This is a genomic window from Paenibacillus sp. JCM 9796, assembly GCF_055379675.1.
Map to the genome: position 1 here is coordinate 412,347 of NZ_AP043723.1, position 22,754 is coordinate 435,100.

The window sequence follows — 22,754 nt, forward strand, 5'->3', positions numbered from 1 at the left end:
GAAAGGAGCGGCTCAGCCGCTCCTTTTTTGCTGCGTGCTTCGCTACTGGGCGATCTGATTTTTGATCGATTGCAATATTTTCTTCTCCAGGCGCGATACCTGCACCTGCGAGATGCCAAGCCTGCTTGCCACTTCCGATTGGGTTTGATCGCGGAAATAGCGCAAATATACAATCAACCGTTCCCGCTCGCTCAACAGCCCGATCGCTTCGTTCAAGGCCAGCTTGTCGAACCACTTCTCCTGGCCCTCGTCGGCGATCTGATCCATCAGCGTAATCGGATCCCCGTCGTTCTCGAACACCGTTTCATGAATCGAAGAAAGCGGCTTGTTGGCCTCTTGTGCGAACACGACGTCCTCCGGCGAAATGCCCAGCTCTTCGGCGACTTCCTTGATCGTCGGCAGACGGCCGTTGCGCTTGGCCAATTCATCCTTCGTCTTGCGGATTTTGTTCGCCAGTTCCTTCAGCGAGCGGCTTACCTTCAATGTGCCGTCGTCGCGCAAGAACCGTTGAATTTCGCCGATGATCATCGGCACCGCGTAGGTAGAAAATTTCACGTCATACGATAAATCAAATTTGTCGACCGACTTCAACAATCCGATGCAGCCGATTTGAAACAGATCTTCGGCTTCATAACCCCGGTTCAAGAAGCGTTGAACGACGGACCAGACGAGCCTAATGTTGCAATTGACAAGCGTCTCCCGCGCGAGCGCATCGCCGGATTGACTCAACGCGATCAGACGCTTGACTTCGGAATCGTCCAAATAGCTGTGGGAGGCATGCTTCAAATCTACATCCATATCATCAGACCCCTAATTGAACAATGCTTTTTTCGACTCGATTCGCTTCTTCATCCGGATAGACGTGCCGGCGCCTAGCTCGCTTGTGATCTCGACTTCGTCCATAAAGTTTTCCATTATCGTGAATCCCATGCCCGAGCGCTCGAGCTCCGGCTTGGATGTATATAACGGCTGCTTGGCCAAATCCAAATCTTCAATGCCGGCCCCTTGGTCTTCGACGGAGATGAACACCGTGTCACCGTCGATCTGGGCTGTAATCGTTACCGTTCCGTCCGGGCGATTGTCATATCCGTGAATAATCGAATTCGTCACCGCTTCGGAGATGACGGTTTTAATATCGGTCAGCTCCTCCAGAGTCGGATCCAACTGGGAGACGAAAGCGGCGACTGTGACGCGGGCGAACGATTCGTTCTCAGAGCGGCTGGCAAACTGCAGTTTCATGAAATTGCGTTCACTCATGATACGACCTCCAAACTTTGGATCGCTTGTCTTTCATTTTCCTGGATGGACAAAATTTTGAAAAGACCCGACATTTCAAACAAACGATACACCGACGCATTGACGTCGCAGACGACCATCTTGCCGCCCCGGCCCGTAATCTGCTTGTACCGTCCCAAGATGACCCCAAGTCCGGAGCTGTCCATGAATGTCAAGTTCTTCAGGCTAAGGATGATATGGGCGCTGTGACCTCTTAGAATCGCTTCCTCCATCCTCGCTTTTACCGTATCGGCGGTGTGATGATCCAGTTCACCGGTAAGCCGGACAATCAAAGCGTTGCGGTAATGCTCCAGTTCGATTTGTAAGCTCACGCTGTTCACTCCTTCCCGTTCATAACCTCTCTTTTCTACGCGGAGGAAACCATTTCCTTCCCCCCCGACAAAACTAGAAGAAATACGTCAGAACTAGTAGTAAAGCGACAGAAAGTGCACCGATGTAAACAAAATCCCCGCCGGCATATATCTGCTCCTTGTGCGGGGATTCTCGTTGAAGGTTTCGTTAATCGTTAATCGAAGAAAAACAATCGTTTGGCCGTACGTTTAGTCAGCGTCCACCATCCCGCTTTATTGACCGCGACCGGTGATTCGAGCTCAAATTCTTTCAGGATCCGGTCGCCTTTGTACACGACCAGCTTGCCGATCGGTTGTCCGACGGTAATCGGCGCCTTCAGCTGCGGGAGCAGCTGCACTTCATGACGGATGCCGTCCGCCGCCTCGCCCTTCTTCAGCAGCAGGGAGTACGAATGCTTGGCCGTCAGCGGGATCACCGGCGTTTCGCCTTTGGCGATTTTCATTTCGCCGATCGTATCGCCCGTTTTGTAAATCGGCAGATTCGTATACTGCGAGAACGCAAAGTCGAACAGCTTCGTGACTTCCGCATTCCGCGTTTTCGTGTTCGGCTCGCCCATGACGACCGATATGACGCGCAGATTGTCTCTTTTGGCCGTAGCCGACAAACAAAATTTCGCCTCGCTCGTATACCCGGTTTTCAAACCGTCCGCCCCGGAATAAAATCGGACGAGCTTGTTTGTATTTACGAGCCAGAACGGCTTCGGCGTCTCTTTGCGCAAGTAATCCTGATACTGACCGGTAAATTGCGTGATTTCCTCATGCTTCAGCAGCTCTTGCGACATTAAGGCAATGTCGTAAGCCGAGGAGTAATGATTATCCGCAGGCAATCCGTTCGGATTGACGAAGTGCGTGTTGTTCATGCCGAGCTCTTTCGCCCTGGCATTCATCATCTGTACGAACGCTTCTTCGGAACCGCCGATTTTCTCGGCCATGGCCACGGAGGCGTCATTGCCGGAAGCCATCGCGATCCCCTTGAGCATGTCCTGAACGGTCATCTCTTCGCCCGGCTCGAGGAAAATTTGCGATCCGCCCATGGAGGCCGCATATTCACTCGTCCGTACTTTTTCGTCCATTTTAATTTTTCCTTGATCCAGCGCTTCCATGATGAGCAGCATCGTCATAATTTTCGTAATGCTGGCCGGGGGAAGCTTGGCGTCTTTGTTTTTATCGAATATAACCGTACCCGTATCGACGTCGATCAGAACGGCGGAAGCAGCGTTCGGCGCCAAGTCCACCGGCTTCTCGGCAGGTTTCTCTTCGGCCCATGCCGTCGGCACAGCCAGCATCAGCATCAACAAGGTGCTGATGACCATTTTGAACCATTTGCTCGTCATAACCTGTTCTACCCCTCCTGAAGGAAGCAAATTTTGAAAGTGCTGGTAATTATTGTTGACTTTATTTCGGAGAAATATTCCATGAACGAACAAAAAAGCCCGGCAAAATCAGCCCGGACTCTTAAAGAACCCATTTTCTGTTGTGGAATCGGTATGTACCCTGCCGATGAGCCGGAACCGGCCCCGGAGTTTCCCCTTACAAATAACGCACGCCATCCTTCGTAACCACGGCATAAATCAGCTTCAAGCGGTCTACCGGCGCTTCCGAGAAGGCGAACGCCGATACGGTGCGCTCGGACATCCGCCGCGTCTCCTCCGGCTCGCTGCGGTTCATATACAGCTCGGCGATAGGCTCGCCCGCTTTCACCCGGTCGCCGACGCGCTTGAACAGCTTTATGCCGACGGCCAAGTCGATCCGGTCCTCCTTGGTGGCACGACCGGCGCCGAGCATCATCGCCGTCACGCCGAGCGATTCAGCATCGATTCGCGCCACATAGCCGTCCTGCGGGGCCGGCACCGCGACGCGGTAAGCCGCTTGCGGCAGCCGCTGCGGCTCATCCACCACGGCAGCGTCCCCGCCTTGAACGGCAATGAACTGCCGCAGCTTCTCCAAGGCGGCGCCGCTGTGCAGCAGCCGCTCCACCGTGTCCTTCGCTTCCGCGAACGAAGACGCTTGGACTCCAAGCACAATCATATGCGCGGCCAGCACTAAACACAGCTCCGTTAATTCCGCAGGACCTTCGCCGCGCAGCGTCTCGATCGCTTCCAGCACTTCAAGCGCATTGCCGATCGACGGTCCGAGCGGTTCGTCCATATTCGTAATGACAGCCAAGGTATCCCGCCCGATTTCCGTGCCGATATCGACCATCGCCTGTGCCAGGACGATCGAATCGTCCAACGTTTTCATGAATGCCCCCCGGCCCGTTTTCACGTCCAGTACGATGCGATCGGCGCCGGAGGCAATTTTTTTGCTCATGATGGAGCTTGCAATCAAGGGGACCGAATCTACCGTCGCCGTCACGTCCCGCAGTCCGTACAGCTTCTTATCCGCCGGGGTCATATTGCCGGATTGACCGACGACCGCAAGGCCGATGTCGCGCACCTGCTGCAGAAACTGCTCCTTCGTCCGCTCGACCGCAAAGCCCGGGATCGCCTCCAGCTTATCGACCGTCCCGCCCGTATGCCCGAGGCCGCGGCCCGACATCTTCGCCACCGGCACGCCGGCCGCAGCCACTAGCGGGGCTACGATTAAGGTCGTCGTGTCGCCCACACCGCCTGTGCTGTGCTTGTCGACTTTAAGGCCCGGTATGCCGCTCAGATCGACCTGATCGCCCGAACGGGTCATCGCCATCGTTAAATCCGCCGTTTCCCGCGCGCTCATCCCTTGAAAATATACCGCCATCGCCCAAGCCGATACCTGATAATCCGGGATGTCGCCTTGCACATACCCGGCAATCAGAAAATCGATTTCTTCACGCGACAAGGCTTCCCCGTTTCTTTTCTTATGTATGATATCGACTGTCCTCATTGACCAGCACCCCTTCGCCAAATCGAATCGTTTTCCCTGTATTATAGGCCGCGCGGCAAAAAAAGAAAAGGAAGCCCGGCCGTGGCCGCAAGCTTCCTCTTTCCTGATAAGCGGTTGATCGTAAGCGGATTACTCCACGATCAATTTGGTTTTCATGTCGGCGTGACCCGGACCGCACGGCAGCGTGCAGTGTACTTCGTACTCGCCTGGCTTGTCGAACGTGAATTCCATCGACTTGGTGTTGTTATCGAGCTTCACGCTTGTACCCACGACTTCCATCGCGTGCAGACCTTCCTTATTCAACAAGGAGACAGTCACTTTCTCGCCGGCTTTCACTTTGTATTCCGCTTGGTCGAACTTGTAGTTCGTAGCCACGAATTTCAAAGTAGGACCGGCTGCTTCTTCCTTCGCCATCTCCGCTTGACGCACCGAAATATTTTGGAACAATACTCCCGTACCGAGGAGACAGGCGACGATGAACAGTGAAAACATGATCCACTTTTGCATAGGTATTCCCCCCTTACTTTAAGACCGTTATGACATATAGGCTTATTGTACATAATCCGTACCGCTTTACACATGCCTTTTGACGACCTTCAGGTGAAAAATTTGTGACAAAATTATTCCTGTTGGACGCTCATCCGGCTCCTTAGACATTTTAGCACATCTTGCACAAAACGACAAAGTGCTCCGAACAGCAACAAAAAACTCTGTCCGGGGACAGAGCGTGTTCGATTGTTATTCAGCTAGACCCGGGAAAATCGTTCGCGAATTTGGAACCCGGCACCCCTGTCTCTGGCTCTTGCCTCCCGATTCTCCAAATCCTTCACGTCGGAGATGATCCGAACCCGGCACGGCGTGCACATCTTCTGCTGACGAATCGGCGAACCGCAAGATTTGCAAGGATAGGTCAGGCCCGGGTAAAAAGAAACCGGCAGCCGGTTGTCTTGAATAAACGTGTAAATACGCTGCACGGGAACGCCTGTCGCTTCGCTGAGCGCCTCTGTCGAAGCTTTCCGGTTATCCCGCAGGTAGGCGCTGCATTGATCAAACTCGCTGTCTAATTCGCGCTGGCAGCCTTGGCAGAGGCTTCGCAAATTCATTTGAAACACTTTACCGCATTTGGGGCAGTTCGCAACTTTTAACATGGTCATATCCCGGCATCCTTCCCCTGGTTGGCGTCACACTTCCGTACTAAGATCAATATATACAATAATAGTTCTTTATTCCTAATAATAGCACATACGACCTAATTTAAATAGAGATTTTTTCCCGTTTAAATAGAAAAAAAAACGCTCTTTTCGAATAAAACGGCAAGCGAAACGCATAATACGAATGCTGCTGAACCAGCACATCGCCTGAGGAGGTGTTTTCCCGATGTCCGACAAGCAACAAGGTCACGCCAATCAGAACACGACGACCCGCACCAGCGATAAAGGCTCCAAAAAATCAAAGTAACGGCGAACGCGCCGCACGACAAACACCCGATTCCCGCAGTATCGCAGGAATCGGGTGTTTTTTTGTCCTTTGTGCTGAATTCGTTAGCGCGGCCTAAGACAGCTCGACTTCTTTCACAAACCGCTTCACCAGTTCAATGAACACCGGCTTCGTCCGATTGGCCACGGCTACTACCTGCTCATGCGTTAACGGCTCCAGCTCCTCGCCGATCGCCATGTCGGTGATGCACGAGATGCCGAGCACGCGCAACCCCGCGTGACTGGCCGCGATCACTTCGCCGACGGTCGACATGCCGATCGCGTCGCCTCCGAGCTTCGCGAGCATCGTTAACTCGGCAGGGGGCAAATAGTTCGGTCCGCTGATGCCGGCGTATACGCCTTCCTGCAGCCGTATCGGCTCGCCCCGCTCCGCGCTCAACTGCTCGCCGATACGTTTAGCGAGCTGGCGGTATTCGCGGTTGTAGGCTTGCGACATGTCGGGGAAGCGAACCCCCAGCTCCGGGTGATGGATGCCGATTAACGGATTATCACCCGTCATATTTAAGTGATCGGAAATCAGCATCAAATCCCCCGCCGCGAACTCACGGTTCATTCCCCCCGCCGCATTCGTGATAATCAGCGATCGCACGCCGAGCTGCTTCATCACATAGATCGGGAAAACGACCTTCTTCATCGAATAGCCTTCGTAATAATGAAAACGGCCCTGCATGACGATGACCGATTTTCCTTCCAATTGACCGATCACGAATTGACCGGCATGACCTTCCACGGTCGATACCGGGAAATGCGGAATCCGGTCATACGGAATCGTCACCGGATGCTCGACCTGATGCGCCAAATCCCCTAGCCCGGAACCTAACACCATCCCGATATCAAGCGGACGCCGATCGATTTGATCGCTGATCCATTGTGCGGCTTCCTGAATGTGCTGAACATAATCCGAGTCCATGCTCTCCACTCCTTTTCGAATTTTGTCGCGAGCCTAACCGGAACTCACATCTTCGGGATAATGCCCATGATCAGCTTCAAAAAGGTTTGCTTTACGCGTTCCGTCGTTTCGATTACTTCTTCGTGCGACAGCGGCTGGTCGAGAATGCCTGCGGCCATGTTGCTGATGCATGAGAAACCCAGCACCTCAATGCCTGCATGACGCGCCACCAGCACTTCCGACACCGTCGACATGCCGACGGCGTCTCCGCCGAGCGTCCGGATCATGCGAATTTCAGCCGGCGTCTCATAGGAAGGGCCAAGCAGGCCGAGGTATACGCCCTCCTGCAGCGTAAGCCCCTGCTCGGCGGCAACGCTCTTCGCCACTTCGCGAAGTCTGCGGCTGTACGCCTCGGACATATCCGGGAACCGAACGCCAAGCTCCCCGAAGTTCGGTCCGATCAGCGGGTTGCGGAACGTGAAGTTGATATGATCGCGAATGATCATCAAGTCGCCCGGGCTATAAGACGTGTTCACGCCCCCCGCCGCATTCGTGACAAGCAGCTTCTGCACGCCGAGCTCCTTCATGACGCGCACCGGGAACGATACGGTGTCCACGCCGTATCCTTCGTACATATGAAACCGGCCCTTCATGAGCAGTACATGCCGTCCGCCGATCGTGCCCAGCAGCAGCTCCCCGGCATGTCCTTCCACCGTAGACACCGGAAAATTCGGGATTTCTTCATACGGGATCGTAACCGCATCCTCGACAAGATCGGCCAATACGCCGAGACCCGAACCGAGAATAAGGGCGACCTCGGGCGTCACCGGGTATTTCTCGCGGATGTAAGCCGCGGCCTCTTTAATATTTTGCAGCAAAGGTATTTGTTGCACGATGAATCGGCTCCCTTCATAAATAACCCTGAATAACCCTGTTTTTGAATCAACGCAGCTGTTGCAAGAAGCTTTGTCCGTTCCCTGTCGGCGGTACCCCGAAGTTATCGGCGACCGTTGCGCCGACATCGGCGAACGTAGCGCGCACGCCGAGCGAATCCGGCTGCTTGAACGCCGGACTGTACACCAGCAACGGCACGTATTCCCGCGTATGATCCGTACCGGGATGAATTGGATCGTTCCCGTGATCCGCCGTCAGGATGAGCAGATCCTCTTCCCCGATTTGCTCCATAATCCTGGGCAGCCATTCGTCGAATTCGTTCAGCGCGCTCGCATAACCGATCGGATCGCGCCGGTGTCCGTACAACGAATCGAAATCGACCAGGTTCGTAAATAACAAGCCTCGGAACGGCTCCAGCAAACGTTCGATCGTCTTCTGGATGCCGTCGAGATTGCTCTTCGTCGACTGCGCGGACGTCACGCCCTCACCCGAGTATATATCGTTGATTTTACCGACGGCGATCACGTCGAGCCCGGCTTCCTTCAGCCGGTTCATAACCGTCGGCGCCGGCGGCTTCACCGCATAGTCGTGCCGGTTCGGCGTACGTTTGAACGCGCCGGGCTCGCCGATGTACGGACGGGCGATGACGCGTCCGACGGCATATGGATCTTCCAGCGTAAGGCGGCGGGCGATCTCGCAAGCGCGATACAGCTCGTCCAGCGGGATAACCTCTTCGTGAGCGGCAAGCTGGAAGACGCTGTCCGCCGACGTGTAAACGATCCAAGCGCCGGTTTCCATTTGCTCGGCGCCAAGCTCGTCCAATATTTCCGTGCCGGAGGCCGGCTTGTTGCCGATCACCTTACGGCCGGTTTCCTGCTCGAATCGTTCGATCAATTCGGGAGGGAATCCGTCCGGAAAGACGTTGAACGGAATGTCGACTTTCAATCCCATAATTTCCCAATGACCGGTCATCGTATCTTTGCCGACGGACACCTCGGCCATTTTGCCGAAATAGCCTTGCGGCGTATGGGTTGGCTCTATGCCGGTAAGTTCGGCGATATTGCCGAGTCCGAGCTTGCGCATATGCGGCAGGTGTAACGTGGGAACCCGCTCCGCGATATGGCCGAGCGTATGTGCACCGCTATCTTGAAACCGCGGCGCATCAGGCAGTTCTCCTATGCCGACGCTGTCGAGTACGATTAGGCAAATCCGTTTGAATGTCAATGGCAGCACCTCCCAGTATCGCTACAAGCCTACGGCTATTATCGCAAAACGCTGCTGCTTTTGCAAAGCGCGAAACCGACAAGAAACCCGTTCTTCGGTCTGAGAGAACGGGTGACGATCAGGATTCGATTTTCGCTCTGGGATGCGTCCGGTCGTAAACTTCTTTCATCTTCCCCCGCGTCACTTGCGCGTAAATTTGGGTGGACGAGATGTCGGCGTGCCCGAGCATTTCTTGCACGGAGCGAAGATCGGCCCCGTTCTCCAGCAGATGGGTTGCAAAGGAATGACGCAGCGTATGAGGCGTTATTTCCTGCTCGATCCCCGCTTCCTGCGCGTAACGCTTCATAATTTTCCAGAACCCTTGCCGGGTCATACGGCTTCCGAGGTGACTGATGAACAGCGCCTCTTCGACTTTGGACGGCTTCAGCAGCTTCGGCCGCATCGAGTCGATATAAGCCTGAACATAATCGGAGGCGATGCGGCCGAGCGGAACGATCCGTTCCTTGCTTGTACCGACGCAGCGGATGAAACCCAAGCCCGGATTCACGCTGGCCACATCCAGCGAAATCAGCTCGGAAACGCGGATTCCCGTCGCATACAGCACCTCCAGCATCGCCTTATCGCGCATCCCGCTCGGGGAGCCCGTTTGCGGAGCATCGAGCAGCCTGCCGATCTCCTGCACCGTCAACACTTTAGGCACCCTTTTCTCCAGCTTCGGCGTCTCCAGATGGAGCGAAGGATCGTGGTCGATGCGCCGTTCCCGCACCAAAAATTGATAGAAGGCGCGAATCGAAATGATGCTGCGGGTTTGCGTTGCGGCGGCTCTCCCTTTTTGCTTTAAGCGCAGCATATAGCCGGATAAGTTCGTCTTGCCGGTTTCGGCAAGCGAACCGACCCCGGACTCTTCCAAATAGTCCAGGTACTGCATAATGTCGCGCTCGTATGAATCCAGCGTGTTGGGCGCCAGTCCCCGCTCGTCGCACAAAAAACGAATGAATGACTGCAATTGCTCTCTCATGCCTGCAAATCCCCTTTTATGTGTTGACAAGGACGCATAAGTACGGGCTTATACGGCGTATCAACCTTGACAAACGCTTTGTCCTTATTCATACAAGGACGGCGTGGCCGTTTATCCTCGTGCGCCAATGGCGATTGTTACTAATTTCAACGCAAAAGGGGCGTTTTCCTGCCTTTATTCACCGATCCAATAAAAAAGCTTCAATCTGTCCCCCATGCCCTCCGGCTTGACGGCAACCGCGGAGTCGCTTTGAAACACCTTGACCGCTCGTCCTACGGGCTCCTTGTATTTCGGCATAGGCTCCATCACCTGCGTGACGATCAGCAGCAGATGATACAGCGCAAACGTAAACACGACAAAAAGCAGCCCGAAGCGCAGCCGCTCGATCCACTTGCCGATACGAAAATGAAAGATCACAGCGTTCCCTCCTTCTGAAGACGGTTGTCCGGCTTCGCAAGCCGAAAGACGCCTCCTAAGAGTAGGCTATGATCTTTCGTCGTCATTTATGTCGAACCGGCGGCCGAAACGGGCCACTCGCTTAACTGATCGGCAGCAGCGCGTCCAGCCCGGTATAAGGCAGGCCTACGGCTTCGGCCACCGCCGCATAGGTCACATGCCCCTGATAGGTGTTTACGCCATGCTTAAGCGGCGGATTGGCGTAGAGGGCGCGCATGACGCCTTTGGTGGCGATCTCCATCGCATAGGCAATCGTCACGTTGGTCAGCGCCAGCGTCGACGTCCGCGGCACCGCTCCCGGCATATTCGCGACTGCGTAGTGGATCACGCCGTGCTTCTCGTAGGTCGGCTCGCTATGAGTCGTCACCCGGTCCACCGTCGCGATCGATCCGCCCTGATCGACAGCCACATCGACGATAACAGCGCCGGGCTTCATCGTTCTGACCATGTCTTCCGTCACAAGCTTCGGCGCCTTCGCGCCAGGTATCAAGACGGCGCCGATCAACAAATCGGCTTTCTGGACGGCATTGGCAATATTGTAAGGGTTCGACATCAGCGTCCGGATGCGGCCGTGGAAGACGTCATCCAAGTAGCGCAGACGTTCCGCGCTCCGTTCGATCACAACGACGTTCGCTCCCATCCCGAGCGCAATTTTGGCGGCGTTCGTGCCGACGATGCCGCCACCCAGTATGATCACATCCGCCGGCGGCACGCCCGGCACGCCGCCGAGCAGGATGCCCCTGCCGCCGTAAAACTGCTCCAAAAATTGCGCGCCGACCTGCACCGACATGCGTCCGGCCACTTCGCTCATCGGGGTCAGCAGCGGTAAGCCGCCGTTCGGCAGTTGGATGGTTTCGTAAGCGATCGACGTCATTTTGCTTTGGACGAGCGCCTCCGTCAAGCGAGGCTCGGCCGCCAAATGCAAGTACGTGAACAGCGTTAAGCCTTCGCGGAAATACCCGAACTCACTCGGAAGCGGTTCCTTGACCTTCATGATCATATCGGCGCGACCCCAGACGTCCGCCGTCTCCGGAACGATCTCGGCTCCTTCCTTGGCGTAATCGTCGTCCGTGAAGCCGCTCCCTGCGCCTGCGCCCGCTTCTATCAACACTTGATGGCCGTTTGCCGTCAGCATCGCCGCCCCTCCGGGCGTCAGGGCGACCCGGTTTTCGTTATTTTTTATCTCTTTCGGAACTCCGATGATCATCTCCATCGCCTCCCGCATTAGTCTATCCCAGGTTTAGCGTGTGCCAAAGATCGCATATTCATGAAACAAGCATGCAAAAAAACCTCCGCTTGCTGATAATCAAGCCGAAGGTTTGTTTGTTTACGATTTGTTTTTGCCCTTGCACCGGTGACAAATACCTTGAAAGTCAAGCCGGTGATCCAGCACCTGGAAGCCGTAATCCCGCTCAAGCCGCTCTTCCAGCTCCCCGAGCCAGTCTTCCATAATCTCGTCCACCGTTCCGCATTGCACGCAAATCAAATGGTGATGATGATGATGAGTGCTTTCATTGCGCAGATCGTAACGGGCAACTCCGTCCCCGAAGTTCATTTTCTCCACGACATGCAATTCGCTGAGCAACTCCAACGTGCGGTAAACGGTGGCAAGACCGATCTCGGGAGCTTTATCTTTGACGAGCATAAAGACATCCTCGGCGCTTAGATGATCCTCTTCGTTCTCAAGTAAAACCCGTACCGTCGCTTCGCGTTGAGGTGTCAATTTATAGCCCTGCGATTGCAGTTGTTGTTTGATTTTTTCAATGCGAGATTCCATGCTCCTCCCCCTACGGCTGCCATCAATCCGCTTAGGCTGCCTTCCAATGGCGCGGATTCGCTAATGATAACGTTATGCTTACATTATAGGAGGAGAAATACAGGAAAGTCAAACGTCTTTTAGCCCGCACCCACCGTCACGAGCATCGGAGTGACCCACTGCATCATAGCCGGTGACAGATAGGCCTCGAACAGTGCAACGCCGACCATCAGCACCCCGGATGCCGCAGCAACGCTGGTGAAGCGCAGCAGCGGCTCGAACAGCGCCCCTTTTTTCTGAATGAACCGGTTCTTCACCAGACGAACGGAGAACGCGATCGCGGTTACGCTGCATACGATAAGGACCGGAATGACGATCAGGTTTTGCGGAACGACGGAGACGAGCGCGAACAGCAGTCCGTGCCACGACAGGGTACCGACCATATACCCGACGGTGAAGCCGATCAATACGCCCTTCAGGAAGTCCAGGATGAGGATCAGCGGCAGCCCGATGACCGACATGCCCAGCAGCCAGATGATCAGCACCCACTTCATATGCAAAGACAGTGTCTCTCTGAACGAGTTCGGCGCTTCGCCGACCAGCATCCCTTGATCCACGATCGAGAAAAAGTTGCTTAAATATCGCGTAATCTCCTGCTTCTGCTCCAGCGACAGCGCGTTCACCATAACGGCGCCGAACACAACCCCGGTTACAAATATGACGCCAACGAAAATGTAGAGCGACAAATGTTCCTTCATATAGTGCTCGAGCGAGCGATTCCGCGTCATGCTGCCAAGCCCCCCTTGTCCGAATAGTACAACCTATGCGCAAAGGAAGGGCTTTATGCCGTTCATTCGGTTTTTACTTTGCCGTATTTCCCGCCGCCGCCCGTCTCGAGCTCAAGCTCTCCGGTCCGGGCCGCAAGCAAATAGCCGGCGATCGATTCGCCGGCCGCTTCGGCCAGCTCTTGGTAGGAGGTGCGGTGCAGCATGTTCATCTCCGTCCCGAACCGGTCAAGAAGCTTGGCGAGCGTCTTGGGACCGAGTCCAGGGATGTATTCAAGCGGCACTTGGTAGATATAGGGCGGACGGCCGGACGGTGCAAGGGGCGTTTCACGGTCCGCGATCGCAAGTATTCGGTCCATAACGCCGCGAACGATCTTCGTGCTGCCGCAATAGATGCAGCGCTCGACCACAGACTCACCCCACTCGATGATCGACTCGCAGCTGCCGCAGTAAGTCCGGTGATATTTCCCGAGCCGGGGATTCAGCCCGTAATTGGCCAGCACCCGGCGGCCGTTCAAGCCTTCAAGAGCCTGCCGAAACTCCGTGAACGTAGGCTCCGCAAGCTGAAGCTTGTTGTACTCCCGGCCGATCTTGGGTAAGGAATGCGCGTCCGAGTTCGTCAGGAACGTGTACCGGTCGAGTTCCCCGATGTGAGCCGCCATCGTCGTGTCGGCGCTCAGCCCAAGCTCGACGGCGGCAATGCCGTCCGGGTCGAGCAGCTCGTTCAGACGCGCGCAGCAGCTGCCGTAGACGCTTTTGTGCGGGGTGAAAATGTGTGCCGGCACGAGCAGCCCGCCGCGGTCGATCACTTCCCGCTGCAGCTCCCGGGCGGGAACGTAGAGGCGCTGCGAGCTGAGCTGCACGTTCTTCATATGCTTGCGCAGCCAGGCGGTGAACGCCTGCATGTCCGACAGGGCGGGAAAGTAAGCGATCAGATGAGCGGCTTTCATCCCGGGATCCCGCACCTCCAGCTCGCAGCCCAGCAGAATCGTCGTCTGATGGTAACGAATGCCGCCTTCCTTCAGCTCTTCCATATCCCCTTTGTCCAGATAATGCAGCATCTCCGCCTGCACCCCCGGCGAGTGGCAATCGATAATGCCGACCACATCCATGCCTTTGCGAGCCGACGCCTCGCGTGCGATGTTATAGAAAGTCAGGTTGTTCGCCGCGCTGATCTTCACCGCTTGACCGGCTTCCGTCCTGCCGATGTGAATATGAAGATCGGCGTAGTACGCGTTCAGGCTCATCTTATTGAAACTTCCCGGTCAGCTTGTACAAATGCCAAGCGTAAACGGCCAATATCGTCTTGGCGTCGCTGATTCGCCCCTCGCGGATATATTGCTGTGCTTCCTCCAGCGTAATCGCCTCCATCTCAAGGAACTCGTCCTCGTCCGGCTTGGCTTCTCCGGTCACGAGCTGCTCCGCCACGTACAGATGCAGGATTTCGTCGGCAAAACCGGGCGACGTGTAGAAGGATGCTACATGTCGAAGCGAGCCTGCGGTATAACCCGTTTCTTCCTCCAGTTCGCGTCCCGCCGCCGTCAGCGGGTCCTCGCCGCCGTCCAGCTTGCCGGCCGGTATTTCCACCTGGCTCTTCTCCAGCGGCTTGCGGTACTGCTCAACGACGACCATGCGATCGTCCGGCGTAATGGCGAGTACGGCTACCGCCCCGGGGTGCCTGACGATTTCACGCGTCGATTCGCCGCCGTCCGGCAGCCGTACCGTATCGACCTGCAGCGAGATGATTTTTCCTTGGAAAATCGGCTTGGTGGACAGGGTGACTTCTTCAAATTTTTTGGGGAAGGATGATGTCATCGGATCGATTCCTCTCTTTTCATTCAGGGTAATGATTCGCATACGTCCAATGTACCCCATGTTAGCTCCTCCGGTCAAAAAAGACCCGGTCATATTCGCTGAAAGCTTCGCATAGGTTGTACTATAAAACTATGAAAGCCAGGTGAATCTCTATGAAAATATATGCGGCAGACGGGCACCTTCGACTTGTGGGTAAAGGCTGGGAAATTCGGCGTTACTTGAAAGCGTTGCTGGAACGCTCCGGCACATCGGCGACGCTGCACGAATTTCTCGGCGGGAACGTCGTGAAGACGGGTCGTAAACGGAGCCTGAAAGCCCGCCGATGGTCCAATCTGTCTACGAACCTCACGCTCGTTGGCAAAGCGCGATAATCTCATCCCATCGGCCTGTTCACCGGCTGCAAAAAAAATCGCCGTCATACCGAGGTATGCGGCGATTTCATGTACTTTCATTTACTGAACGAGCAGTCCGTTCCAGGCTTCCCATATCCCTGCTAACCGCGGCCGGCCACTTCCCGTACGATGGCGACGACCGCCTCGGTCGTTTTGACCAAATCGCTGATCGCGATGCGTTCCTTCGTCGTATGAATGTCCAGGTAGCCGACGGCCAGGTTCACGGTCGGAATGCCGAAGCCGTTGAACACGTTGGCGTCGCTGCCGCCGCCGGAATGAAACGTTCTCGGCGTGCAGCCGACTTTGGACAACGCCGACATGGCAAGCTTCACGACCGGCGCCGTTTCGTCATACTTGTACGCGGGATAGATGACCTCGCTCTGGAAATCGAGCTTCGCGCCCATCTCGTCGGCGGCGCTTTGGCAGGCGGCGCGCATGCTCTCGACCTGCTCGTTCATCCGCTCCTGCGTTAAGCTTCGCGCTTCCGCCTCCAGCTTCACCCGCTCAACGACGATATTCGTTGCGCCCTCAACACCGCCCTCGAAACGGCCGATGTTCGCGGTCGTTTCTTTATCGATACGGCCGAGCTTCATACGCGAAATGGCTTTGCTTGCGACCGTAATCGCGCTCACCCCGTCCTCCGGGTTCACGCCCGCATGCGCCGAACGGCCCCAAAAGGTGATGTTAATTTTCGCCTGCGTCGGCGCCGCTACCGCGATATCGCCGATCGTCCCGTTCGAATCCAGCGCGTAGCCGAAATCCGCATCCAGGTACTTCGGATCCATAGCGCGCGAGCCTTTAAGCCCCGCCTCTTCGCCCGCCGTAATAGCAAACTGGATTTGCCCGTGCTCGATGCTGTTCTCTTGCAGCACGCGAATCGTCTCCAGCATTGCGGCCAGTCCGGCTTTATCGTCGGCTCCGAGGATCGTCGTCCCGTCGCTCCGGATGTAGCCGTCTTCCCCGATTTGCGGCTTAATGCCCCGACCTGGCGTCACTGTATCCATATGAGAAGTGAAGAACAGCTTCGGCAGAGGCTTGCTCGAAGTCGCAGCCAGTGTAAAGAACAAGTTATTCGAGCCGTGGCCGGTCTTGGCCGCCGAGTCGTCTTCCTTCACGGTCAACCCGTAAGAGGTAAACTTTTGCTTCAGCACCTTGCTGATTTCCTGCTCATGCCGCGTCTCGCTGTCGATTTGCACCAATTCCAAAAACTCCGCAACCAACCGGTTTTGCTGTATCATATCTTTCCTCCATTGTGCGAAATGAGTTAAAATGGTTAGGATGAGTATTCCCATAAAGAGGAGCTGAGACGCTTGCAGAATAAGTTAATTTTCAAAATCGTCATTTATGTAACCTTGATCACTATGGTATTGTCCACCGTGCTCCTGACGATCAGCAGCTTTCTTTAAATCCTAATACACTTTCGTGTCCTGGTTGTAGCCTTCCAGGTTCTCTTTCACGCGCTGCAGGAAACGGCCGCAAATGATGCCGTCCAAAATACGGTGGTCGAGCGACAAGCATAAGTTCACCATCGAACGGACGGCGATCATGTCTTGAATAACCACGGGCCTCTTGACGATCGATTCGAACGATAGGATAGCCGCTTGCGGATAATTGATAACCGGATACGACATGATCGAACCGAACGAGCCCGTATTGTTCACCGTAAACGTACCGCCTTGCATTTCGTCGAGCGACAGCTTGCCGGTTCTCGCCCGGCGGGTCAGCCCGTCGATCTCGCGGGCGAGGCCGGCGATGTTCATCTGATCGGCCTTCTTGATGACCGGCGTCACGAGGAAATCTTCGGTACCGACGGCAAGCGAAATGTTGATGTCGCGTTTGACGATGATTTTATCGGTCGCCCACACGGAGTTGATAATCGGATAGTCCTTAATCGCATTGACGACAGCTTTTATCAGGAAGGCCAGGTACGTCAGGTTGATGCCTTCCTGTTTCATGAACTCATCCTTCAGCTTGTTGCGCAGCAGGACGAGATTCGTCACGTCTACCTCGATCATCATCCAGGCGTGCGGAATTTCCGTCTTGCTTTGCCGCATCTTGCTCGCGATAGCGCTGCGAATCGGCGTCACGTCGATTAAATATTCGCCGCGGCCTTTCAGCTTCTGGCCTTCGACCTCGATGTTCGGCAGCGGCGGATTTTCCGATAAATGCAGGCCCGAAGAGCGGACCGAAACCTTCGGAGGCGTTGCCATGAAGACGCCGTCCATCGCCGCGGCCGCAGCCGCAGCCCGGTTCACTTCGGCCTCTGTCGCTGGAGGCGCCGGGGTTCTTTCGTTCTGCCTCGGCGCGCCTTGTGCGCCGCCGGCCGCTGCGAAAGCTTGGACGTCCTTACGGGTAATACGGCCGCCAAGGCCGGTTCCCTGCACTTGCGTCAGGTCAATCCGGTGTTCGCCTGCCAGCTTCAGCACTGCAGGGGAGTAACGACCACTCATCCCCGAGCCGGTCGGACCGCTCGCGCTTGCCGCGCTCACAGCCGCTTGACCTTGCGAAGGTGCTGCGCTTCCCGCTGCGCCGGCTGCCGCTGGCTCCTCAATAATGCAAATCGGCGCACCGACAGCCGCCGTGGCGCCATTGTCCACAAGCAGCCGGACGAGTGTCCCTTCGACCGGAGACGGCATCTCCACCGTTACCTTCTCCGTAATCAATTCGCACAACACATCGTATTGCTCGATATAATCGCCCGGTTTTTTCAACCATTTGCCGACCGTCGCCGAGACCAGGCTTTCCGCCAAATGGGGAACGGTCACTTCGGTCCCCTTCCGATTTTCTTGCATGCTGCTTCCCCCCAAAGCTTCGGCGGCCGTTGGCTTCGAAGCCCGGCCGCCCGTCATTTCGGCCATTCCGCGCTAGAACAAGGCCAATTTTCGCATAGCGTCTTTGATTTTATCCGTATTGAGCAAGAAAAACTTCTCCATCGGCGGGTTCATGCCAACCGCCGGCACATCCGGGCCGCATAACCGCATGATCGGCGCATCGAGCTCGAACAACAGCTCTTCGGCGATCAACGCGGATACTTCCGCTCCGACGCCGCCGGTCTTGTTGTCTTCGTGCACAATCAGCACCTTGCCCGTACGGCTTGCCGCCTGCAGCACCGCTTCCTTATCGAGCGGCTGCAGCGTCCGCAGATCGAGCACGTGCGCGCTGATCCCCTCTTTCGCCAGCTCCTCGGCGGCCCGCAGCGCATACTGCACGGTAATCCCGTACGAAATGACCGTAATATCGGTCCCTTCGCGCTTCACCTTCGCTTTGCCGATCGGCACGATATAATCGTCCTCCGGCACTTCACCCGTAATGCCCAGGTAACACTTCTTATGTTCAAAATATAAGACCGGATCGGCATCGCGGATCGCCGCTTTCAATAAACCCTTCGCATCGTACGGATCGGACGGGGCAACGATTTTCAACCCCGGTATGCCGAAGAACACGCCCTCGGGACATTGCGAGTGATACAGCGCGCCCCCGCCCGTAGCCCCGTAGGGTGCCCGGATCACGACCGGACAGTTCCAATCGTTGTTCGAACGGTAACGAATAAGCGCCGCCTCGCTAATAATCTGGTTCGTAGCCGGGAAGATGAAGTCGGCGTACTGCATCTCCGCAACCGGCTTCATGCCGTACATGGCCGCGCCGATCGCCACGCCCGCTATCGCCGATTCGGCCAGCGGGGTATCCATCACCCGCTCTTCGCCGAATTGATCGCGGAGCCCTTTGGTCGCGTTCATAACACCGCCCTTGCCGACGTCTTCGCCGAGCACGAACACGTTGTCGTCGCGCTCCATCTCTTCCTTCATCGCCGTCCGGATCGCTTCCAGATAAGTAATAACCGCCATTATGCTTCGCCTCCCTGTTCGCCGTATACGTGCCGCAGCGTATCTTCGGGTTGCGGATAAGGCGCCTGCTCGGCATAGTTCGTCGCTTCGACCAGCTCTTTCTTAATCTCTTCCGCAAGCGCGGCTTCCTGCTCTTCGGACCACACGCCGCAATTGACCAAGTATTGCCGGAATCTCGGCAAACCGTCCTGCGCCCGGTTCATATCCACTTCTTCCTGGGTACGGTACAGCAGATCGTTATCCGACGTCGAATGCGGCGGGATGCGGTACATGACCGCTTCGATCAAGGTCGGCCCTTCGCCGCGCAGCGCCCGCTCCCTCGCTTCTTTCACGACGCGGTACACCTCAAGCGCATCCCGGCCGTCCACCTTGACGCCGGGGAATCCGTAGCCCGCGGCACGTTCCGCAATGCTGCCTGCGGTTTGCTTGTGCAGCGGCACGGAAATCGCATATTGGTTGTTCTCGCACATGAAGATGACCGGCAGCTTGTTAACGCCCGCAAAGTTGCAGCCTTCATGGAAGTCGCCCTGATTGCTCGATCCGTCTCCGAATGTCACGAACGAGACGAACGATTTGCGTTTCATCTTCGCCGCCAAGGCAAACCCGACCGCGTGCGGCACTTGCGTCGTCACGGGACTGGACCCGGTCACGATGTTCAGCTTCTTATGGCTGAAGTGCCCCGGCATTTGCCGGCCGCCGCTGTTCGGGTCCTCGGCTTTGGCGAAGACGGACAGCAGCAGCTCCCGCAGCGTCATGCCCGCCGTTAACACGAAGCCGTAATCGCGGTAATACGGGAGGAAATAATCCGTCCCCCGCTCCAAGGCGTAAGCAGCCGCCACCTGCGCCGTCTCTTGACCGATGCCGGAAACGTGGAACGCGATTTTCCCGGAGCGCTGCAGCAGAAACCCGCGCTCGTCGAACATGCGCGCTTTCAGCATGTATGTATACATCTCGATGACTTGTTGATCCGTCAAGCCGAGCTGTCGGTGTTTCGTCATTTGTCCGATGGACATGGGGCAAACGCCTCCTCCGTTATCGAATGCATATAGGCGTCATCAACTGCGATCAGCAGCTATTATCATAACCAGGTGCTAATACTTGACCCTATATTTATATTATAAACGGATTGGAATATGAACACAATTTTTCCGCGTTAAAAACTGATCGATTTGCCGTCAACGGCAAGCATCGCTTCCCCTAAAATTTCGGACAATGTCGGATGCGGATGAATCGTCTGCCCCACTTCCCAAGGCGTTGCATTCAGCAATTGCGCCAGCGCCGCCTCCGCGATGTAATCGGTCACGTGGGCGCCAATCATATGCACGCCGACGATATCGCCGCTTTCCTCGTCGGCCACGACCTTCACGAATCCGTCCGTTTCGCCGAGCACCCGTGCCTTGCCGAGCCCTTGAAAATACAGCTTCGCCGTCTTCACCTGACGCCCCTGCTCTCGCGCTTCCCGTTCGGTATAGCCGATGCTGGCGATCTCCGGACGCGAATACACACAGCGCGGCACTTGATGCGGGGCGTAAGCATGCGTGGGCAGTCCTGCCCCGTGCTCCGCTGCGGCAATGCCTTCGTGCGCAGCGGCATGGGCCAGCTGCAGCCCGCCGATACAATCGCCGACGGCGTAAATATGAAGTTCGGCCGTTTGCATGTCTTCATTGACTTTAATGAAGCCGTTCTCTACCTTGACATCCGTATTCTGAAGTCCGATGCCTTCGATATTCGCCTGCCGGCCTACGCATACGAGCGCCAACTGTGCCGTCAGCTCCTGCGTAGTTTCCCGCTGCTCGATGCTGATGGTCACCTGCTTGGCTCCTCGAACGACCGATTCCGTCTGCACCTTCGCACCCGTATAGATCGTAACGCCGCGCTTCTTCAAAAGCTTCTCCAGTTCGCGCGACACGTCTTCATCCTCGGAAGGCAGCAATCTCGGCGCGTATTCGACAATCGTCACCTCGACCCCGAAGTCGCTCAGCATCGATGCCCATTCTACGCCGATGACTCCTCCGCCGATAATGATCGCCGAGGCCGGCAGCGCTTCGAGCTGCAGCGCTTCGTCGCTGTTCAGCACGGTAACGCCGTCCGTTTCGAGTCCCGGCAGCGTACGCGGTCGTGAGCCCGTGGCGATGATCAGCTTATCCGGAACAAGATTCAAAATCTCGCCATCTTCCTGCTCCACGGAAACGGTGCCGCTGCGCGGAGAGAAAATGGAAGGTCCGATAATGCGGCCTTTCCCATTAAAAACCGTAATCTTATTTTTTTTCATTAAAAATTGCAGACCTTGATACAGTTGATCCACAATTGAATTTTTTCTATCGGATATTTTCGCATAATCGAGCCGGACGGCTTCGGCTTGAATGCCGAAACGATCGCTTTCCTTCATGAGCGCGTATACTTCCGCGCTGCGCAGCAGCGCTTTGCTTGGGATGCAGCCGCGGTGCAAGCACGTTCCCCCCAGCTTGTCCTGCTCAACGATCGCCACCGTCTTTCCCAGTTGAGACGCCCGAATGGCCGCGGAGTACCCGCCGATCCCGCCACCGAGAACGATCGTATCAAAAACTTGCGACATCTCGATACCTCCCAAATCTATGATTCTTATATTTTAACCTTATTTTACCGAAGAAATATAGTCCAATTTGTGAATTGACATGAATTGTTGCACGAAATGTGATAACGTAAGGGTAAACGCGTATTACCGATTGAAGGAGCTGCAAATGAACGCCGTATTTCAACGATTTATTGCCATTCTCTTGCTTGTCATTCCCGGGTTCATGGCAACGTACGGATTTTTGGCCATGAAAGACGCTTGGTTCGCTCAATTCGACGTCAATGACGGCGATGCGGGTATCCTGTGGTGGAAATTGGCCCTCGGGTTTGTTTTATTCGGTCTGGGCGTCGCTTTTATCGGCGGTTGGATTTTTTTCCGCGATCGTAAACGCAATTATGTCGCCCCCCGTTTCCGGCAAAAACGCAAAAAGAGATAGGCGCGCGCCTATCTACACCGGATAAAGCTCTCCGTTCTTGGGAGAGCTTTATTTATTTACCTTCAGCTCCTGGCCTACCGGACAACAGCCGGCGAATGGCTTGAACAGCTCACGCCTTCTCGCCGGAGCAAATTTATTGCGTACCCGCCGTTAACGTCTCCAGCGCCTGCTGTACCCTTGTCGCGCCCTGCGATAGCGTATGACCGCTGCCCACCGCCGAAGCGACCGCCATCGCCTCCATAACTTCTTGCTGTGAAGCTCCCGAGGCAATCGCTTCCTGCACATGATAATACGTGCATACTTCGTTGTTGGCGAACAGGCTGATGCCCAGTGCTATCAATTGTTTATGCTTCGCTTCAAGCGCGCCCGGATCGAAACAGATCCCGGTGAAATTATGGTATGCCTCGACCATCGTCGGCATCAGTTCCTGTATGCGGCCTACTCCGATTTTATACGAATCCACTTTTGGGTCTGAATGGGCTTGCTCCATTGTGCTCGTCAGCCTCCCTACCTCGCATACTTGCGCCGAGTCCGTTCGACGCCAATTGTCATAAACACCACTTTTGTTACATTGCCCAGGTTAAAAGGCCCGTATACCCTCTGAATGAATGGATAAAAAAGAAAATACTTACAAAATTGTACACCTTTCGAGCAATTCCGTATGGTATAATGAAATTTATTCCAGC

General features: G+C 55.6%; 27 protein-coding genes. 4 read left to right on the forward strand and 23 right to left on the reverse strand.

The genetic code is table 11. The annotated features are described in order from the left end of the window. Positions 1-42: 42 nt before the first annotated feature. The 4 genes from sigF to ACZ439_RS02065 all read right to left on the reverse strand — a co-directional run bounded on the left by sigF (position 43) and on the right by ACZ439_RS02065 (position 2,980). Positions 43-798 (reverse strand): RNA polymerase sporulation sigma factor SigF, encoded by a 756-nt coding sequence (gene sigF, locus ACZ439_RS02050; protein WP_054795171.1) that lies wholly within the window; start codon positions 796-798, stop codon positions 43-45. A gap of 12 nt (positions 799-810) precedes the next feature. After that, positions 811-1,257, reverse strand: coding sequence for an anti-sigma F factor (gene spoIIAB / locus ACZ439_RS02055; RefSeq protein WP_127605428.1), 447 nt, complete (start codon positions 1,255-1,257; stop codon positions 811-813). After that, positions 1,254-1,607: an anti-sigma F factor antagonist gene (gene spoIIAA, locus ACZ439_RS02060; protein WP_054795173.1), complete on the reverse strand. Its 354-nt coding sequence runs from the start codon at positions 1,605-1,607 to the stop codon at positions 1,254-1,256. Before spoIIAA ends, spoIIAB begins: the two co-directional genes overlap by 4 nt. 194 nt (positions 1,608-1,801) lie before the next feature. Then, positions 1,802-2,980, reverse strand: coding sequence for a D-alanyl-D-alanine carboxypeptidase family protein (locus tag ACZ439_RS02065; protein ID WP_155614825.1), 1,179 nt, complete (start codon positions 2,978-2,980; stop codon positions 1,802-1,804). Between the two features lie 33 nt (positions 2,981-3,013). Between ACZ439_RS02065 and ACZ439_RS02070 the strand changes: the two genes are divergently transcribed. Then, positions 3,014-3,205 carry a hypothetical protein gene (locus ACZ439_RS02070; RefSeq protein WP_155614824.1) on the forward strand — a complete coding sequence of 64 codons (192 nt, stop codon included), beginning with the start codon at positions 3,014-3,016 and terminating at the stop codon, positions 3,203-3,205. Here ACZ439_RS02070 and ACZ439_RS02075 read toward each other — a convergent pair. The 13 genes from ACZ439_RS02075 to ACZ439_RS02135 all read right to left on the reverse strand — a co-directional run bounded on the left by ACZ439_RS02075 (position 3,177) and on the right by ACZ439_RS02135 (position 14,841). Further along, entirely contained in the window at positions 3,177-4,508 is a 1,332-nt protein-coding gene (locus tag ACZ439_RS02075) for a pyrimidine-nucleoside phosphorylase (protein WP_464620570.1), read from the reverse strand. The two genes, ACZ439_RS02070 and ACZ439_RS02075, sit on opposite strands and share 29 nt — an antisense overlap. 129 nt (positions 4,509-4,637) lie before the next feature. After that, a complete protein-coding gene (locus ACZ439_RS02080) occupies positions 4,638-5,015 on the reverse strand; it encodes a cupredoxin domain-containing protein (RefSeq protein ID WP_054795174.1) in 378 nt (125 codons plus the stop codon). Positions 5,016-5,254: 239 nt separating this feature from the next. After that, entirely contained in the window at positions 5,255-5,662 is a 408-nt protein-coding gene (locus ACZ439_RS02085) for a flagellar protein (RefSeq protein WP_127605434.1), read from the reverse strand. A 397-nt stretch (positions 5,663-6,059) separates the two neighbouring features. Beyond that, the gene (locus ACZ439_RS02090; protein WP_054795176.1) at positions 6,060-6,914 is read right to left on the reverse strand and encodes a purine-nucleoside phosphorylase; all 855 of its coding nucleotides are present in this window, start codon (positions 6,912-6,914) and stop codon (positions 6,060-6,062) included. A gap of 44 nt (positions 6,915-6,958) precedes the next feature. Further along, positions 6,959-7,786, reverse strand: a complete 828-nt coding sequence (locus ACZ439_RS02095) for a purine-nucleoside phosphorylase (RefSeq protein ID WP_127605438.1) — start codon at positions 7,784-7,786, stop codon at positions 6,959-6,961. A 49-nt stretch (positions 7,787-7,835) separates the two neighbouring features. Further along, complete coding sequence (gene deoB / locus ACZ439_RS02100) at positions 7,836-9,011, reverse strand: phosphopentomutase (RefSeq protein ID WP_054795177.1); 1,176 nt, start codon at positions 9,009-9,011, stop codon at positions 7,836-7,838. 118 nt (positions 9,012-9,129) lie between these two features. Next, entirely contained in the window at positions 9,130-10,029 is a 900-nt protein-coding gene (gene xerD / locus ACZ439_RS02105; RefSeq protein ID WP_201318797.1) for a site-specific tyrosine recombinase XerD, read from the reverse strand. 174 nt (positions 10,030-10,203) lie between these two features. Further along, positions 10,204-10,446: a DUF4227 family protein gene (locus tag ACZ439_RS02110; protein WP_127605444.1), complete on the reverse strand. Its 243-nt coding sequence runs from the start codon at positions 10,444-10,446 to the stop codon at positions 10,204-10,206. A 121-nt stretch (positions 10,447-10,567) separates the two neighbouring features. Further along, positions 10,568-11,692, reverse strand: a complete 1,125-nt coding sequence (gene ald, locus ACZ439_RS02115; protein WP_372812959.1) for an alanine dehydrogenase — start codon at positions 11,690-11,692, stop codon at positions 10,568-10,570. A 120-nt stretch (positions 11,693-11,812) separates the two neighbouring features. Next, positions 11,813-12,262 (reverse strand): ferric iron uptake transcriptional regulator, encoded by a 450-nt coding sequence (gene fur / locus ACZ439_RS02120; RefSeq protein ID WP_127605449.1) that lies wholly within the window; start codon positions 12,260-12,262, stop codon positions 11,813-11,815. Between the two features lie 119 nt (positions 12,263-12,381). After that, positions 12,382-13,029, reverse strand: coding sequence for a stage II sporulation protein M (gene spoIIM, locus ACZ439_RS02125; RefSeq protein WP_127605451.1), 648 nt, complete (start codon positions 13,027-13,029; stop codon positions 12,382-12,384). 62 nt (positions 13,030-13,091) lie between these two features. After that, on the reverse strand, positions 13,092-14,273 hold the full coding sequence (locus tag ACZ439_RS02130) for an endonuclease Q family protein (protein WP_464620571.1): 1,182 nt from the start codon (positions 14,271-14,273) through the stop codon (positions 13,092-13,094). A 1-nt stretch (position 14,274) separates the two neighbouring features. Then, positions 14,275-14,841 (reverse strand): NUDIX hydrolase, encoded by a 567-nt coding sequence (locus ACZ439_RS02135; protein WP_127605709.1) that lies wholly within the window; start codon positions 14,839-14,841, stop codon positions 14,275-14,277. Between the two features lie 152 nt (positions 14,842-14,993). Here ACZ439_RS02135 and mciZ point away from each other — a divergent pair, with 152 nt between their 5' ends. After that, positions 14,994-15,212 carry a Z-ring formation inhibitor MciZ gene (gene mciZ, locus ACZ439_RS02140; RefSeq protein ID WP_054795179.1) on the forward strand — a complete coding sequence of 73 codons (219 nt, stop codon included), beginning with the start codon at positions 14,994-14,996 and terminating at the stop codon, positions 15,210-15,212. Positions 15,213-15,334: 122 nt separating this feature from the next. Here mciZ and ACZ439_RS02145 read toward each other — a convergent pair whose 3' ends face one another. Continuing rightward, positions 15,335-16,471 (reverse strand): M20/M25/M40 family metallo-hydrolase, encoded by a 1,137-nt coding sequence (locus tag ACZ439_RS02145; RefSeq protein ID WP_054795180.1) that lies wholly within the window; start codon positions 16,469-16,471, stop codon positions 15,335-15,337. 72 nt (positions 16,472-16,543) lie between these two features. Between ACZ439_RS02145 and prli42 the strand changes: the two genes are divergently transcribed. Next, positions 16,544-16,639: a stressosome-associated protein Prli42 gene (prli42, locus tag ACZ439_RS02150; RefSeq protein WP_155614814.1), complete on the forward strand. Its 96-nt coding sequence runs from the start codon at positions 16,544-16,546 to the stop codon at positions 16,637-16,639. 3 nt (positions 16,640-16,642) lie between these two features. Here the strand turns inward: prli42 and ACZ439_RS02155 are convergent, their stop codons facing one another. The 4 genes from ACZ439_RS02155 to lpdA form a co-directional block, all read right to left on the reverse strand. Beyond that, positions 16,643-18,025, reverse strand: a complete 1,383-nt coding sequence (locus ACZ439_RS02155; protein ID WP_464620572.1) for a dihydrolipoamide acetyltransferase family protein — start codon at positions 18,023-18,025, stop codon at positions 16,643-16,645. A gap of 72 nt (positions 18,026-18,097) precedes the next feature. Next, a complete protein-coding gene (locus ACZ439_RS02160) occupies positions 18,098-19,078 on the reverse strand; it encodes an alpha-ketoacid dehydrogenase subunit beta (RefSeq protein WP_054795181.1) in 981 nt (326 codons plus the stop codon). Continuing rightward, positions 19,078-20,091, reverse strand: coding sequence for a thiamine pyrophosphate-dependent dehydrogenase E1 component subunit alpha (locus ACZ439_RS02165; RefSeq protein WP_054795182.1), 1,014 nt, complete (start codon positions 20,089-20,091; stop codon positions 19,078-19,080). The genes ACZ439_RS02160 and ACZ439_RS02165 overlap by 1 nt, the downstream gene beginning before the upstream one ends. 140 nt (positions 20,092-20,231) lie before the next feature. Next, on the reverse strand, positions 20,232-21,653 hold the full coding sequence (gene lpdA / locus ACZ439_RS02170; RefSeq protein WP_155614812.1) for a dihydrolipoyl dehydrogenase: 1,422 nt from the start codon (positions 21,651-21,653) through the stop codon (positions 20,232-20,234). Positions 21,654-21,798: 145 nt separating this feature from the next. Here lpdA and ACZ439_RS02175 point away from each other — a divergent pair, with 145 nt between their 5' ends. Beyond that, the gene (locus ACZ439_RS02175) at positions 21,799-22,068 is read left to right on the forward strand and encodes a DUF2627 domain-containing protein (protein WP_464620573.1); all 270 of its coding nucleotides are present in this window, start codon (positions 21,799-21,801) and stop codon (positions 22,066-22,068) included. Between the two features lie 133 nt (positions 22,069-22,201). Here ACZ439_RS02175 and ACZ439_RS02180 read toward each other — a convergent pair whose 3' ends face one another. Next, a complete protein-coding gene (locus ACZ439_RS02180; RefSeq protein WP_054795183.1) occupies positions 22,202-22,558 on the reverse strand; it encodes a carboxymuconolactone decarboxylase family protein in 357 nt (118 codons plus the stop codon). Between the last annotated feature and the right edge of the window lie 196 nt (positions 22,559-22,754).